Genomic DNA, 15,812 nt, shown 5'->3' with positions numbered 1-15,812 from the left:
CCTAGTTTACAGCATCTTTAAAGACGTTCTTCTTTTGTGCTGCTTTAACTTTACTCAAGTCAGCATCGCTGAAGCCCCATAGGTAAACACAAACGAATGAGATAACGATTGTTACAGCACTAGCGATTACGAAAGCCCAAATATTATTAGGATTTGTCTTTGAGAAGAATGATGGGAAACCAATCAATGAACCTGTGAAACCAAACATATCGATCTTCATTAATCCGGCTAAGAAACCACCGACAGCACCACCAATATTAGACATCCAGAAAACACGTCCATATTTCAAATTAATACCATACATAGCAGGTTCAGTAACACCGGCATAACCTGATAAAGCTCCAGCTAATGATAAACCTTTAACACTAGCATTCTTTGTTTTAGCCCAAACGGCCAAAGCACCAGTACCTTGAGCAATCATTGTAAAGTTGATCAAAGCGTTCAAAACTGAATGTCCTGTCATAGCAATATCGTTTGAAACGATAGGAACGACCATCCAATGCAAGCCAAAGATTACTAAGACTTGATAGAAAGCACCGATTACTAATCCAGCGACGGCTTCATTAGCTGTTACTAATAGATTGATCAAAGCGGCTAATCCACTTGAAATCAAGGAAATAACTGGTCCCATGATAACTAAAACAGCAGCGGAAACGATGAATAGCGTAAATAATGGTTGGAAAATCGAACGTAAACTAAGTGGTAGAACTTTTTTGAGCCAATTACCAACTGGTCTTGCTAACCAAGCAGCAAAGATAATTGGGAAAATTGAATATGTGTACTGTGGGATATGGATTGGCATACCAAAGAATTCAGCGTTCATTGGAATACCTAAGAAAGTAGCCATTCCCTTAGTTGGTGCTGCCCATAATGCAGCAATCGTAGGATGAACCAATACACCGGCAATTGCAGCCACAACAATTGGATCAGAACGTAACTGTTTAGCAGCGGTGTAACCAACTAAAATTGGTAAGAAGTAAAAGGCTGAATCGCCCATAGCGTTAATAATGATATAAGTTGTTGATTTGGTATCGATCAAATTCAAGTTAAATGTAAATAATGTTAAAAATCCCTTTAAAATACCTGAAGCAGCTAATAATCCAATGATAGGAATCATTGAACCAGTAATAGTTCCAATTAATACTTGGAACCCTTTAGAGATCCAGCCCCAAAGGTTCGTCGGTCTCTTTTCAGACTCGGCCTGACCATTAGTTTCCTCAACAGCTGATTCAGTAGCATCCTCATCAGAAAATTCTTCACCCAATTGGGCAATTACTTGATCGTAAATATCAGTAACAGCTGGTCCAATGACAACTTGGTACTGACCTAAACCGGCGTTATATAAGGCACCGGCAACACCATCTAAATTGGTGATTTTCTCTGTTTGAGCTTTTTTCTCGTCTTTTAAGTAAAATCTCAAACGTGAAATACAATGAATGACTTTATTAATATTTTCAGGTCCACCGACATAAGTGATGATCTGAGAAGCTAACTCTGAATAATCTTTCCCCTTTGCCATTGTTCTTACTCCCTCAAACTTATTTTATTTTTGGTACTTAATGATGACGTCTGGCAAACTCAACACTGCTGAATTTGTCTGCCCGATGTCTTGACTCGGTATATGATAAAATCCGGCTATCTGTGAGATGTGTTTCACTTCGAACCACAACCATTGGTACAGATGATGAAATTCCTAATTGATTACAATCATCGTATTCGGGGTTCTCAACGGTTAAATGTTTAATCGCATAATCAATTGTTAATCCCAAGTTGTGTTCAAAATAGTGAAACAACGAATTCTCAGCCTCTTCCACAGGAATATCTTTTACTATGTCTTCATTCACATAATCATAATCTAGAATGGTAGGTATCCCATTAACGATCCTTTCACGGACAATTAATTGTGCATAAATTTGATCTGATCCAAAAAGTAGGTTTTCTGGCACTAAAACATGATTTTGAATCTTAATCACTCTATTCTTGGAATCCATGCCATTCTCTTTAACTATTTCTTTATAACTTTTTATCGATGAGACTGGGAAGGAAAACCGTTTCGTACTTAAAACTAAACTCCCTTTGCCTCGTATGGTTTGGATATATCCTTCATCCGCTAGTAACTGCATTGATTTACGCACTGTTTCCCGGGATACGTGGTAACGCATGACCAACTGTTGATTACTGGGAAGAAGTTCTCCAGATTGATATTTCTGTGTTTGAATACCACTTAACAAATCGTGATATATTACCAAGTACTTTTTCATATGACCTCCAACGACCTAAGACTAGCATGAATAAAAAGCGCTTACATCAACGTTTTAAAGGCATTTATGGAAAAACCTAGACAAGTTGTTTACAAACGCCGAGAGCTTAACCAAACTAAAACTAGACAAGTTTTTTCCCTTTTTATTCATGATTCTATACAAATCGTATATATTTAATATTTAAATCATAATTTTTTATTTATTTAATAGCAATTGAATCCAAAAAAAATAGACCCAATCGTCAATTACGATTGGATCTATTATTAAGTTTTTTAGATTTCTGTGTAGCTATCACGAACGGTAAACAATGAATCAATTGATTCATTCAATTCTGTCATTCTAATAGCGTCACCAACAAGATCAGTTACAGAAAGGATCTTTAACTTGTCGAACTTACAATCATCGGGTACCACGATTGAGTCTGAAACTAGAACTTGCATAAGGTCTGAGGCTTCAAGTCTCTTAGCAGCATCTTTTGAAAAGATTGGATGTGTTGCGACAGCGGAAATTGTCTTAGCACCAGCTACTTTAACAGCTTCGGCACTATTGATCATTCTTGTACCAGTATCGATCAAATCATCAACGATAACACATTGTTTACCATCAACATCACCAATGATGTCAGGAACAACACTATTATCTTCAGTAGATCTTTGATCAACGATAGCAATTTGTGAGCCAAACACTTCGGCTAAGGCACGAGCACGTTTTGTTGAATTGTGATCTGGAGCAACGAAAACAAAATCATCAGGATTCTTGATTCTCTTTTCAAAGTAACTAGCGAAAATAGGCATAGCACGTAGGTGATCAACAGGAATATCGAAGAATCCTTGAATTTGATCAGCATGCATATCAAGGGCGATTACACGATCAACCTTGCCTAGTTCCAACATATTTGCAAATAACTTGGCAGAGATAGGTTCTCTTGAACGAGACTTTCTATCTGAACGAGTATATGCAAAGTAAGGCAATACACAATTGATGTTTTGTGCACTTGCACGTCTAAGAGCATCTACAGCAATCATCAATTCCATAAAATTGTCATTTACGGGATCTGAAACAGAATGAATGATGTAAACGTCCATTCCACGAATACTTTCATTGATTTGAATGTTAATTTCACCGTCACTGAAATGTGAAACACTTGCATCCAATAATGGAATACCCATGTAGTCAGAAATTCTCTTAGCTAATGGTTTATTACCATTTAAAGAAAGTAAAGCAACGTTATCTAATGTACTATTAGACATATTTGTCCTCCAAAAAATTATATAAGTACTGGTCTACCAACAGGTTTACTCTCGTCAGCAATTACTAAGCCCATGTCATTTTCAGACAATGACTTATTTTTAGTCCTAACTCCCGATTGTGAAACTATTGTAAACTTATACTTTAATTTTACACTCAATTGGAGATAATTATCCAGTAAATATGAATCTATTTTTCCATTTAAATACAAATGGTAGTCCGGATACTTTTTCATTACGTTTTCAACAATATTTACATTGTCTGGATTTTTCACTTGTGAAACGGTTAAAGCAATCGCTACCCTCTCAGCAAAGTTTCCCAAGAACTTATTCTTCTCATCAGGCTTTAACTGTGGCTTGCCAAAAATATTCTTTTTTATATAATCTTCAACGTTAGTCATATTTTACCCTCCATACGTCATAGTATAGCGGAGAAAGTAATAATATAAAAGAATGACAATTCTTCCTTACTCGACACGTAAAATTGTATAATGTGTGTAAAGAAAGGATGTGTTACTTATGGATGAGATGGTATTTTTTAACCCAGGCGATGCCATTGCCAACTCTAAAGACTTTGGTGAGGCCGTCCGTGGAGCACAAATTTACAAAGCTAAAGATCCTTATGAATCATCCCTTATCGTTGCTGAGGATGTTAGTGACAATAAATCTTTTGTCGTATACTTCGCAAAAGACGAGAAATCAAACGTTAAAGACTCTGATAAGAGTGTAGTTCCTTATCATTTGAAAAAGAAAATATAACAGATAGAAGTAAAGTTTAAATACCAAAATAAATAACGGTTTCCGTAAAATTATCCAAGCATATATATGTCTTGAATGCCTAATGGAAACTGTTATTTTTATTTTATTCCATTTAGTTCTTTGCACTCCTCCAAAATGCCATATTCTGACACTGAGCCGATTAGAATAAAGGTATAAATTAATTGGAGGTCGTCATATGACAACTATTACGATTGGTAACAAAAATGACAATGAAACTGAATTATATCATGCTATCGAAAATTCTAAGTCGGGTGACACTATCAAACTTCTACCTGGAACTTACTTTTCACAATCTCGCCCATGTGTCTTTACCATCAAACATAATCTAACTATAATTGGTCAAACGCACAATCCTGACGCTATCCAATTAAACCTTGGCTTTCTTTTAGGCGAAGGCGCAACTCTTATTGCTCAAAACTTTGCTTTATCTTTCGGTGGTGAACACTTTAACACGATTGCGATGTACGATAATTCTGAATTATTTGGTCGTAATCTTCACATTTCCCACACTTCGAAAGACAAATGGGACTGTGTCTATGGTAAAAGTGCTCATATTTCACTAGTCGATTCTAAAATCGACATTGATAACTTGAATTCCTCTAGCCTCGATTTATATGACTGCCAACTTTATCTTGAAAACACCCATGTTGCTGGCCTGATTACTAAACAAACTGATTCTTCCGTGAAAAATGCAATTATCGATGACACAATTTATTTAGACGATAACAGTACGCTTAAATTTGTTGATCTCACCATCAACTCCAATGACAACCAAGCTTTCTGCGAACTCTACGCTCTGAATAATTCAAAAGTCACTGGTCAACTTCTAAAAACTACCAGTTCTGCTCCAACAATTGGTGTTGCTGAATCTAATCTCAATGTTAATGAATTTGAACCTGATCTTGAAAATATCACCTGGTACTTTGACGATAATTCTGAAGTTCTCGCTGACAGTACTCGACCTTACACATCAGGACTTTAACGACACAAAAAGCCGAATCGCAATGATTCGACTTTTTTTATTTCTCTAATTTTTCTTTTAACCAGTTATCTAGAAAAGCCACCTGTGGTCTGGTATGAAATCTATGTTGCCCATCTTTCATTACCGTTACATCAACGTTATGATGCTGAACAAATTCATTCAATACTGCCTTTGAAGTATGATCGTCACGTTCTCCATAGAGAATCTCAGTCGGAACCTGCCAATCGATCGGGTGATCTCTCACATACTGTAACGATTGCCAAGAAAATCTTTCTCGACCAATAGTTATCTCGCCTTTATTTTGTAATTCATCTTCGGAAATACCATTTTCTTCCATTGAATTTAATAAATATTTCTCCATATTTAATAACGGTGATATGAACAAAGCTTTCGTTAGCTTCATACCTTTAGTCAACATTGAGAAATAAGCACCAATACTGTTAGCCAATATCATAACTTGATCGTAATTAGGACGCACTTGATCATAGACTTCCTTAATCTGTTTTTCCACGATCCAAGGCAAATATTCCTGATAGTCCACTCCGACAATGTCATAATCTGGAACAATCTTTTTAAAACGTTCAGCTTCGGCCGCACTCGCACCTTTGCCGTGAACGTAAATAATGACTTTTCTCAAACTTTGGCCTCCAACAAAAACTCTTTTCTTCATTTTAATTATTTCGATTACGATAGTCCTTAACATTGGCAAAATTTTGTAATTCTTTTAAATTTCCCTCATTCTTCAAATGCTGACTATATTCTTTATCTAAATCTGGAATAACCTCATTCGTACCTGGAACAAAATGAATCGTCTCTGTTCCCGCCTCGACAGCAGTTTGATAGTACCATTCTTTAAACTTTAAATAACTCATTGTATCTTCTAGATCCGTAATTTGTTGCTGCAGGTCTCGACGATGTTCTTCCAATAATTGATATCTTTTTTCTAGAGTGCTGTCCCCTTGTAGACGATACTCAATAAATTTTGAGATATCAGCTACTGAAACACCGGCATTTTTCAAACAAATAATCGTTCTCATTAAATGGATATCATTATCTGTAAACTCTCGTCGACCAATATCATTTCTTTTAACAAATGGCAATAAGCCCGATTTATCATAATAACGAATTGTATCAATCGTGACACCTAACTCTTTTGATACCTGTCCTATACTATAACTCATAATTTTCTCCCATTATTAGTCATCTGTTGATAAAGAAATTGCTTGACGGCTCTTTATCTCGGAAGTTATTCCTTCTAAATTCTTCAAACCACCTTCATACGCAAATTGACCTAAAGGCAGATGATTAGGAATATCTTCATTATCTGTAACTTGATTATAAATCACTTCGGCAATTTTTTGAGGATCTCCAGGTGCATTTGTGACGGAATCAGATACGTGTGAGATTGAATCCCCAAACTGTTGATAATCAGAAATTTTAGGAGTGACCTTATTTGATGAACGACCAGACCAATCGGTTCTGGCGCCACTAGGTTCAACATTCATAACTTGAATACCTAAATCGGCTACTTCTTGTCGTAAAGTATCCGCATAACCTTCCACTGCATACTTGGTAGCACTGTAAAAGCCCATTGTAGGCAAAGTCGTCAATGCCAATGCTGATGAAAGATTTACAATAACACCTGATTTTTGTGAACGCATAATTGGTAAGACAGCACTAGTCATATTGGCCAGTCCGAACACGTTAACTTCAAACATGTAGCGAACTTGATCCATATCACTTTCCTCAATTGTGGAAAAATAGCCTAGTCCTGCATTATTCACTAAAACGTCAATTGTTCCGAATCTATCCTTTGCCTTCGAAACGGCAGTCTCAATTTCCGATTTATCCATCACATCTACGATCACTTTTTCAATTTTGTCGTTATCAAACTGATTCAAATAATCCAAATCTGACATTTTTCTTGCTGCTGCAACCAGATTAGTGTCTTTTTGACTTGCGACTACTTTAGCCAATTCTTTTCCAAAACCACTAGAAGTACCTGTTATTAACCATGTCTTTTTCATTATTTAGATTCCTCCACATTATTATTCTTGGTAAATTTGACTAGACCATCTAACCATTTTTGATGTCCATTGAGCATCGGATTAGGGTCTTGTTGTGACAGTTCCGCTGCCGGTTTACCGATCTGTGATTCTTGAGTTAACAAACGAACTCGACCATCGTCTAATTTTTCAATTAAGAAAGCATGATAGACGTCAAATTGTGTATCGGCATCGCCATCTTGCCATCCATGCCATGCTAAACGTGCTACTTTCCCATCATTAGGCTCCACCAATTCCATAACCTGAGCGTCAATTGGAAATCCAAAAGTATCAAAATGAAATGTTTCCGCAAAATGAAGTTTAGAGTCATTTTTAATACTTAAATCAATATTTGCTGCATTGTCGTAATATTGTTCCCACTTGGAAGTGTCGACCAGATTATTCCAAATATCCTCAATATTAACTTTGTCAGTGATAACTTCATTAGAAACAAAATTATCTGTTTTTCCTGGTAAATAGTCTGTAGACCAATTAATTGTTTTCATAATTTTTTGTCCTCTTTTTTAAGAATAAAGTCATTTTATATCCTGGAGTTGACTTCAGGACAAGGATTAATTTCAATTTTTCTCAAAAAAAATAAGTGAAGAATCTAATCTTCACTTATATGAACTTAATTCATATTAATATAATCCAACAATTTAAATAGAATTTCACGATTCTCAACTGGAACGGGCCTTTGCAATATATCTTCCGCCGTCTGATTCAAAACTGAACCTTTGATATATGGAAAATCGTTTACCACCATTTCACGGACATTATCCGCTTTGGGTTCAAAGTGAAATTGTAGTCCGATAATTCGATGATTCATCACAAAACCCTGATTCTTAACCTTATCACTGGAAAAGAGTAATTCAGCCTTATCAGGAATTTCAAACATTTCCTCATGCCAATGTAAAATGTTCATTTGTTGAGGCAAATCAGGAATTACTTGTGATTGTAAATAAACTGGTGCCCAGCCTACTTCTTTAGCCGGTGCCTTACTGATTTTGTAGCCAAGTTGTTTAGCAATCTGTTGAGCTCCAAAACAAGCACCAAAAATTGGCTTATCCTGTTCAATCATTTTAGCAATCAATTCACGCTCTTGTTTGATCCAAGGTAAATCGTCATTGGGACTCATTGGGCCACCTAGAATGACTAACATATCAGTCTCATCAGCGGTTGGCAAATATCCAAATTGATAAGGATGATAGGTGTACATTTCATGATTATGTGACTGCGACCAGTCCTGAATCATCCCTGGACCTTCATTTGGAGTGTGCTGTAAAACATTGATTCTCATATAAATCCTTTCACATCAACGGCAATGTTTGACTGGGTATCGCCTGCAACTGCCCAAGATGAGAATATTATAGCATGTACCTTTTACATACCAATGAAACTTTTTAATAAAAAACAAATTTTATTTTGAAGACACAAAGAGTGACATATTATGACGGCTATCAGTGATATTCTTTATTTATAAATGATAACAAAGGTTTTAAATAAATTTATGAGAGAGGTATTACTATGAAAAATTCAAAATTTAACTCTATGGACAGTTGGGCAATTTGGGATATTCCAGACGTTGATCTTACAAATAAAACACCTGATGAACGCCAACGTATTTTTGGTGATAATTATCAACCAAATCATTTCCCATCTGGAAAACTAAATAAGGATTTAGACTCCAAACTTAAGTCTTCAAAATATGTTATTGCTGGAATGAATCCCGGTAATGCGGCTTCTGAACAGCCAGCCGAACCATTTTCAAATTTTCATGGTGCTAAAAAGAGTGCTGACTATCGCTTAGCAGCTGCTCTTTACAATACTGAGATCTGGGGCTCATTTATGACCGATGTTTCCTCTACAATAGAAAGTAAAAGTGACAAAGTCAAAATAACTCAAAATGATGTTGAAAAATTTGAAAAACATCTTGACGAGTTAAACATTCCTGACGATGTTACTATAATTGCCTTAGGCACAAAGACATTTGACGCACTAAAGAAATTTGCTAAACGTGATGTTAAAAAAATCTATCATTACTCAAGATCAAATGGCTGGTGGAAAGCTGAAAAAGTTCACGGTCAAATCGAAGATATCCTGAACAACTAGAAAAATCGTTTGGATTAATTTCCAAACGATTTTTTAGTTATCGTATAATTCAACTGCCTTTTTCAAGCGTTCCTTAACTTCTCGAACTAATGATTCAGGCTTTAGAACCTTTAATCCATCTCCCTGACTAAAAATCCATAACAACGCACCTTCTGAAAAGATTTCACCTTTAATAATTACGCTACCATCATCTTTGGTTTCAACAATTCTTGATCCTGGCAACTTATCCAAAGCCGTTTGAGGATAATTCCAATATTGAAATTTATAGTGTACGTCATTGCCCATTCTTAGTAGATAAGTCTTTTTAAGTTCTTCGCCTTCATCGACTTTTTTATTAAATGGTATGTTGTAAGATTTACGTTTTTCCATAATCGGAAAATCAAATCTATCGATTCTAAAGACACGTGGATTGCTCTTATCGTCTTCATCCTCTAGCAAATAAACCATCACATAATAAAATGAAGTATCAAAATACAGATTGATTGGTACACCTATAAAGGTTTTATCGGGATCACTGTCTTTTCTACTACTATTATATGTGAATTCAATCGTCTTATGTTTGAGAATCCAGTTAGCAAATTTATCAATTCGTTCTATTAAGTTATCCTCTGTTTTAACGGGATAATACTTACCTAAAGTCGTTGCTAACAACGTCTTCACACTTGAACGTTCTTTATAAGAAACTAAGTCAAGAATTCCTTCTTCAACATCCTCTAGCTCATCTTTACTGAAAGTTCGTGTCCCAATAATCATTTTCAAGACCATCAGTGCCTCGGCCGATGTGACCACGCCTTTATTTTCAACTCGATAAACTTGTTCTTTCGGATCGTAAACAATTTTTCGATCAGGCATATATCTATCTAATAAAAATCTCATATATTTCAAATCTAGTTGAATGGCTTTCTTCTTTACCCCATAATGTTCCATCGCTTCATCGATATTAAAGGTTTCGCCAGAAAGCAACTGAAGAAGTAATTCTACAATTCGATAACGGCTTCCGTATTCCTTAATACGCTTTTCTTCTTCTGTTAACTCATCGTCCATTGAAAATATCCTCCAAAATATATTTATTTTTCTATCTTCACCTGTTTGCCGTGATCCAATACCCAAACTAAATCCTTAGCATAAATTATATTCCCCTCAATAATAACTCCATTTTCTTTATGTTCCGAAATATGAAAATCGGGCAATCTGTTTAAAGCGTCTTGCGGATCTCCAAGGTACAAGAAACGATAGTGTATTTCTTCACCGCTATTAGAAACATAGTTTTTATTGCTAATCTGACTTCTATCCTCTAGCTTCTCTCGGGGTACTTTTATCTCGTTATTTAATACTTTGATATTTTTGAATTGATCTATTTGATAAACAACGTTCTTACTCAGTCCGCTCTCCACATACGTCAATATATAATAATGATCTCTTTTGGAAAATATCGATATTGGCACACCCTTCAATACCTGCGTTTGACCATTGTATGTAAATTGAACAGTTTTTCGATTAATTATTGCATCTATAAATTGATGAATCAGTTTTAAGACATCCTTATTACGCTTTGCTGAGCCATTAGACTCATAAGAACTAGCCAGTAGAGTGCCTACAGCCTTTCTTTCATCAGTTGCTACTAACGATATTATATTCTTTTGTATTTTATTAATTAACTTATTATCTGCCTTTAACTCACTACCTAATAACGGCAAAAGTGTGATTATTGCTTCTGTACAAGATAATTTTCCATGATCAAACATACTATAATTGTTTTGCTTCTCGTTATATTTGATCTGTAATTGATAATTCCCTACTTCTTTATCTATTAACGTATGCTTAATTGTACTCAAATCGCGTAAAATTGTGCGCCTAGAGACACCATATCTTTCAGCGTCATTGTTGATATCAATTTTTTCTCCGAGCATCATTCTCCCCATGATAGTTAACACTCGTTCTTGACTATTTTTATCCTTGCTATTAGTCAACAGTCGGCCCCCTCTCCTAACCTTCATAACAATTCAAAGTTTAGCATTGAGGGTCGCCACATTATGACATTTGAGAGGTACCGCAAAAAACATTTTATTTATTTTTTAATTGATATTCCAAAAATATAAAATCTGATCCACCACGATTTGTTAAAACGCTGTTATCATTCATTTGCCATAAATCAGTATTAATCTTCAAATTTCCTTTTTGACAGAAATCTTCCAGCTTTTCTAATCCCTGACAGACTTCGTCAGTACCATTGCCAACTTTAACAACTGCATATTCGCCGGCTGGTTTTTCAATCATTGGCATAGCCTTACCACTATTATTAGTAGAGCATTCTTTGATAACTCGAAAAGAAGCATCTGGATAGTCCTTAGCATTTGCATCAGGTAAATCAGTTAAAAAGCCTGATTGATTACCATCCATTAAAGCAAGAGCATCTAGTTCCTTGTAAAATGAGCCAAACAATTCCGCAATCTCTTCATCTGTACAGGAAACTGATTTTTGCGAGCACCAAAATGAAATCTTAGGACGTTTAACAATTACTGGTTGATAAGGTTGAATCAAAAGTTGTTCGCCCTCGCCAACTTTTTTAGAAACTACTGATTGGATTTTAGACAATTCTGTAATTTTCCCATCTATTGTTTTCTGAATATTTAATAATTCATCCATGACTTCAGTACTTGAATTATTTTGCAATCCTTTAATTTTTTCCAACGGTAGGCCTAGATTCTTCATGCCTAAAATAAATAATAGATCGTACAGTTGATCATAATCATAATAACGATAGCCATTATCACTGCGTTCTTTAGGATGAAATACATCTGCTTCATCATAAAATATCAAAGTTCTTCTTGTTGTATTTGCCAATTGTGCCATTTCACTAATTTTTAACATTTCGTTTTCCTCATATTACTAAAATTATATGCTAAATTAGCAAAAAAAATACACCTCTCACGAGATGTATAAATTCTTTTTAGTCTGTTGTAACAATAACTTGTCCCATTGGACGATCATGTTTCATTACATATTCTTGTGCTGCTTGAATGTCATCAAGTTTAAAGACCTTAGAAACGGGAATTGTTAAGTGATTGTCATTGATCAACCTGAACATATCAGCTACTAATTCATTACTAATATCAACACCATCAAAGGCTGTAATGTATTTGCCACCAATATTTTCAAATGGATCGAAGTTCTTCCATAACCATTCACCAGCTAACAAACCAACGACTGTGTAAATACCGCCACGGTTAACATGAGCTAATGAATCACTGACAACGGGAGCACCAACCATATCTAGTAAACCATCATAAGCTTTTTCAGTTTCTAGTTTACCATCTTGATCGATCACAACATCGGTTGCACCCATATCTAGTAACATTTGGCGACGCTCTTCACGTCTAGTTGTTGCAGTAACTTTGATACCCATTGCGTTAGCCAAAACCATTGCAGCCATACCAACACCAGTTGTACCACCACGAACTAATAGTGTTTGACCAGCTTGTAATTTAGTTGTCTTCAAAGCACCAAAAGCTGTATAGAATGTTTCAGGGTAAATTGCGAAATCAGCCCATGAACCATCGAATTCAACTGGACGAACGATGTCGTCAGGTACTAAAGCGTATTGTTGTTCACTACCATCAAATTCACGACCAAAGCCACCATTGATGATAACGATTTTTTGACCCTTCTTTAAATCACTGTTCTTTGAAGGTTCGAAAACTTCACCAACAGCTTCAACTCCAATAACTCTTGGGAACTTAACTGAAGGAGAACCACCCTCACGAGTTAAAACTTCATAACGGTGAACGGAAAAGGCACGAATGTGAATTACAGTCTCCTTTTCAGTTGCCTTAGGAATAGGACGTTTTTCAATCTTCAAAACTTCTGGGCCACCGGCCTTACGAATAACTACTGCTTTCATATTTAATATCTCCTCGTGTACTTAATGTATTTATCTCTCAACAATTAAATACTTTAAACTGTCACGTTGCGTTACAGTCAAGGGATAGTTTCAAAGTTTTTTTGAAAGCAAAATATTCACTTTATAAATATAACAACCTTATTATTACGAAATGTACCAATTGTGTTCCTTTTATGTTCACCCAACATTAATCATAATAATCAATATAAACAACGAAAGGAAACACATATAAAATTAAACGAACAATTAAAATACGAACGGATCCATCTCGGACTCTCAATTCAAGGGTTACAAAAGCTAATAGAACAAAAAACTAATCATCATTATACAAAATCAACAATTAATTCTTGGGAAATAAAAAATCATGAAATATCATCCAAAGCACTAATTGATGTCAGCAACTTTTATGGTATAAGTATTGATGATCTCTACAACCCAGACGTAGATCCAAAAATTGATCTGAACGAAGAATTTGAAAAATTTGGATATCAAATATCACAACTTTGTGGAATTCATGACATAACTGGTTTTCTTCAAAGATATACAATTTTTAACAAAATAAATTGGATTGCAACTCCCAAATACGATTTTATATTTAGAATCTATTACGACTATCTCCTAAATGTAGATCATGGTAATCCCTTTACCTTAGATTCTATCTACCAAAGTTCTAGAATATGGATGAAGCAAACTGAATATAATTCTAAAGGTGAGTCGGAGGAAGATAGAATTATTAAAAACTTATATACTGATTCGTCAGGTCATTTAAGTATAAAAGATAAACGCGATCCAATAAAAATAACACACATTTTAGAAAATAAAGAATACATACTCGAAGACCTAGCAATGTTTATAGAGAATAGTAATTTGAAAGGAATGGAAATTTCAAAATGGGATTATCTAGAAAATTAAGGAAAAACAGAAAATTTTATAAATTAACACAAGCTCAACTTGCGGAAGAGATACAAGTTTCCACGGAATCTATTAGAAGATGGGAATCTGGAAAAAATCTGCCATCGCCCAAACATTGTTATTTGCTTTCCCAATTTTTTAACAAAAGTATGGATTACTTTCTTAAAGAAAATACCATGACTAATGAGGAGAAGGAACTTTATAGAATCTTAGGCAGAGAAATTATCAAACTATCAAATTGCAATACTCCGTTGGAATTCTGGAATAATTACAATATCTGTGAGAAAGAATCTACACTATTGCTTCCAAAAAAATCATCAGAAGATTTTTTAAAATTAATATCGCAATATTCTATTACTAAAGATATTAACGATTCACAAAACTTAAAACTAAGTAAAACTGCAAAACTATTCTTCCTAAGATGGTACGAGTTCAACAGAACCAATCAAGAACTTACAAAAACAACAAAATTTGAATTACTATGTTCTTTAGAAAAAATCTTTATGACCCTTCCAGCAAAAAAAATCCCATTAATCCCAACAAATCCTGCATTTCTTTTAAGAAACTTAATGATATATAGTATATTGCAATCTGAGGAATCATCCCCAAAATTTTTAAAAGATTATAATAAAGACATTCTAAAAAATGAAGAATTATTTTATCCTATTCAGTACTACAAAATTGCCAAATAGCGCAGATAATCTTTACTAAAGTGCTATTCTTTAATTGTAATTCGGACAAAAAAAGCCGAGCTAAGCTCGACTACTGCATTTGATCTTTTTCTTTTCGAGTGCTGTCTCGAATTGTTTTATAAACTTTCATTCTAGCGACTCCAACGTCACGCACATTTTCTACGGCAAAACGTTTGGTAATGCTGTCTTTCCTAGAAATATAATGGTACAAAGGAAGATTGTCTAAATAAAATTGACGCGCAACAGTCGCATATTCAACGTTAAAAACCTGATCTTCCATTAAATCTAAATCAGTTTGAAATCTTAAATTGTTATCAGCAATAATCGAACGGACATAGGCTTTGTTCCAGGTATAACCCATCACTGTGCCAGTCATTTTGATTATTTGTTTAACAGCTTCATCACGCCCTACAATTGAGGTTTGACGATTCGATACTTTATTTTTTACTTTGCCATTTTCGCCTTCATTAAAGAATCCGCAGGTAACCATATCTACATCGTAATCTTCAAATTTGGAAAGAAAGTGTTCGACGTAATCAGGTTCGACCCAATCATCTCCATCAATGAAAGTTACTAAGTTACCGTCGGCATTGGCTAATCCAGTATTGCGGGCAGCCGAAACACCTGCATTTTGTTCGTGGCAAACAACAGAGATCCAATCATACTTTTTTTCATAGGAGCGAATTATCTTCTGAGTTTGATCTGAGGAGCAATCGTCCACAATGATTAAATCAAAATTACGATTAGTCTGAGCGATTACCGATTCAATCGAGCTAGAAATATAGCTAGCTACGTTATAAGCCGTCATAATAATTGAAAGTTTATTTTTCACCATAAGTCACCTTAATATTATTTTACTTCTAATGACCCAAAATACGCA

At 34.9% G+C, this 15,812-nt stretch carries 19 protein-coding genes; 5 read left to right on the top strand and 14 right to left on the bottom strand.

Going from position 1 to position 15,812, the window contains the following annotated elements; translation table 11 throughout:
• Nucleotide 1: 1 nt before the first annotated feature.
• The 4 genes from U8526_RS05245 to U8526_RS05230 form a co-directional block, all read right to left on the bottom strand.
• Nucleotides 2-1,519, bottom strand: a complete 1,518-nt coding sequence (locus U8526_RS05245; RefSeq protein WP_334340915.1) for a PTS transporter subunit EIIC — start codon at nucleotides 1,517-1,519, stop codon at nucleotides 2-4.
• A gap of 37 nt (nucleotides 1,520-1,556) precedes the next feature.
• Nucleotides 1,557-2,261 carry a trehalose operon repressor gene (gene treR, locus U8526_RS05240; protein WP_334340914.1) on the bottom strand — a complete coding sequence of 235 codons (705 nt, stop codon included), beginning with the start codon at nucleotides 2,259-2,261 and terminating at the stop codon, nucleotides 1,557-1,559.
• 272 nt (nucleotides 2,262-2,533) lie between these two features.
• Nucleotides 2,534-3,511, bottom strand: coding sequence for a ribose-phosphate diphosphokinase (locus U8526_RS05235; protein ID WP_334340913.1), 978 nt, complete (start codon nucleotides 3,509-3,511; stop codon nucleotides 2,534-2,536).
• 17 nt (nucleotides 3,512-3,528) lie between these two features.
• On the bottom strand, nucleotides 3,529-3,909 hold the full coding sequence (locus tag U8526_RS05230) for a YueI family protein (protein WP_054642827.1): 381 nt from the start codon (nucleotides 3,907-3,909) through the stop codon (nucleotides 3,529-3,531).
• 118 nt (nucleotides 3,910-4,027) lie between these two features.
• Here U8526_RS05230 and U8526_RS05225 point away from each other — a divergent pair, with 118 nt between their 5' ends.
• Nucleotides 4,028-4,267, top strand: coding sequence for a hypothetical protein (locus U8526_RS05225; RefSeq protein WP_334340912.1), 240 nt, complete (start codon nucleotides 4,028-4,030; stop codon nucleotides 4,265-4,267).
• Between the two features lie 196 nt (nucleotides 4,268-4,463).
• Nucleotides 4,464-5,270 carry a hypothetical protein gene (locus U8526_RS05220; protein ID WP_334340911.1) on the top strand — a complete coding sequence of 269 codons (807 nt, stop codon included), beginning with the start codon at nucleotides 4,464-4,466 and terminating at the stop codon, nucleotides 5,268-5,270.
• A gap of 37 nt (nucleotides 5,271-5,307) precedes the next feature.
• On the opposite strand, the gene U8526_RS05215 is transcribed toward U8526_RS05220, so the two are convergent.
• The 5 genes from U8526_RS05215 to U8526_RS05195 form a co-directional block, all read right to left on the bottom strand.
• Complete coding sequence (locus tag U8526_RS05215; protein WP_334340910.1) at nucleotides 5,308-5,907, bottom strand: alpha/beta hydrolase; 600 nt, start codon at nucleotides 5,905-5,907, stop codon at nucleotides 5,308-5,310.
• Nucleotides 5,908-5,941: 34 nt separating this feature from the next.
• Nucleotides 5,942-6,451: a MerR family transcriptional regulator gene (locus tag U8526_RS05210; protein WP_334340909.1), complete on the bottom strand. Its 510-nt coding sequence runs from the start codon at nucleotides 6,449-6,451 to the stop codon at nucleotides 5,942-5,944.
• Nucleotides 6,452-6,466: 15 nt separating this feature from the next.
• Nucleotides 6,467-7,297 (bottom strand): SDR family oxidoreductase, encoded by an 831-nt coding sequence (locus U8526_RS05205; protein WP_334340907.1) that lies wholly within the window; start codon nucleotides 7,295-7,297, stop codon nucleotides 6,467-6,469.
• A complete protein-coding gene (locus U8526_RS05200; RefSeq protein ID WP_334340906.1) occupies nucleotides 7,297-7,821 on the bottom strand; it encodes an SRPBCC domain-containing protein in 525 nt (174 codons plus the stop codon). Before U8526_RS05200 ends, U8526_RS05205 begins: the two co-directional genes overlap by 1 nt.
• A gap of 125 nt (nucleotides 7,822-7,946) precedes the next feature.
• Nucleotides 7,947-8,615, bottom strand: a complete 669-nt coding sequence (locus U8526_RS05195; RefSeq protein WP_334340905.1) for a type 1 glutamine amidotransferase — start codon at nucleotides 8,613-8,615, stop codon at nucleotides 7,947-7,949.
• A gap of 227 nt (nucleotides 8,616-8,842) precedes the next feature.
• Here U8526_RS05195 and U8526_RS05190 point away from each other — a divergent pair, with 227 nt between their 5' ends.
• A complete protein-coding gene (locus U8526_RS05190) occupies nucleotides 8,843-9,427 on the top strand; it encodes a hypothetical protein (RefSeq protein WP_334340904.1) in 585 nt (194 codons plus the stop codon).
• A gap of 33 nt (nucleotides 9,428-9,460) precedes the next feature.
• Here the strand turns inward: U8526_RS05190 and U8526_RS05185 are convergent, their stop codons facing one another.
• The 4 genes from U8526_RS05185 to U8526_RS05170 form a co-directional block, all read right to left on the bottom strand.
• Complete coding sequence (locus U8526_RS05185) at nucleotides 9,461-10,471, bottom strand: helix-turn-helix transcriptional regulator (protein ID WP_334340903.1); 1,011 nt, start codon at nucleotides 10,469-10,471, stop codon at nucleotides 9,461-9,463.
• A 23-nt stretch (nucleotides 10,472-10,494) separates the two neighbouring features.
• Nucleotides 10,495-11,397, bottom strand: a complete 903-nt coding sequence (locus tag U8526_RS05180; RefSeq protein ID WP_334340902.1) for a WYL domain-containing protein — start codon at nucleotides 11,395-11,397, stop codon at nucleotides 10,495-10,497.
• A gap of 94 nt (nucleotides 11,398-11,491) precedes the next feature.
• Complete coding sequence (locus tag U8526_RS05175; RefSeq protein WP_334340901.1) at nucleotides 11,492-12,298, bottom strand: MerR family transcriptional regulator; 807 nt, start codon at nucleotides 12,296-12,298, stop codon at nucleotides 11,492-11,494.
• Nucleotides 12,299-12,377: 79 nt separating this feature from the next.
• Nucleotides 12,378-13,328: a zinc-binding dehydrogenase gene (locus tag U8526_RS05170; protein WP_334340900.1), complete on the bottom strand. Its 951-nt coding sequence runs from the start codon at nucleotides 13,326-13,328 to the stop codon at nucleotides 12,378-12,380.
• A gap of 162 nt (nucleotides 13,329-13,490) precedes the next feature.
• On the opposite strand from U8526_RS05170, the gene U8526_RS05165 reads away from it, so the two are divergent.
• Nucleotides 13,491-14,240, top strand: coding sequence for a helix-turn-helix domain-containing protein (locus U8526_RS05165; RefSeq protein ID WP_334340899.1), 750 nt, complete (start codon nucleotides 13,491-13,493; stop codon nucleotides 14,238-14,240).
• Nucleotides 14,219-14,932 (top strand): helix-turn-helix transcriptional regulator, encoded by a 714-nt coding sequence (locus tag U8526_RS05160; protein ID WP_334340898.1) that lies wholly within the window; start codon nucleotides 14,219-14,221, stop codon nucleotides 14,930-14,932. Before U8526_RS05165 ends, U8526_RS05160 begins: the two co-directional genes overlap by 22 nt.
• Before the next feature lie 70 nt (nucleotides 14,933-15,002).
• On the opposite strand, the gene U8526_RS05155 is transcribed toward U8526_RS05160, so the two are convergent.
• Complete coding sequence (locus U8526_RS05155; protein ID WP_334340897.1) at nucleotides 15,003-15,767, bottom strand: glycosyltransferase family 2 protein; 765 nt, start codon at nucleotides 15,765-15,767, stop codon at nucleotides 15,003-15,005.
• Between the last annotated feature and the right edge of the window lie 45 nt (nucleotides 15,768-15,812).

Source organism: Companilactobacillus sp. HBUAS56275, from assembly GCF_036913655.1.
GTDB classification, from domain to species: domain Bacteria; phylum Bacillota; class Bacilli; order Lactobacillales; family Lactobacillaceae; genus Companilactobacillus; species Companilactobacillus pullicola.
The sequence above is the reverse complement of the archived record's forward strand: the minus strand, read 5'-3'. Positions and strand labels throughout refer to the sequence as shown.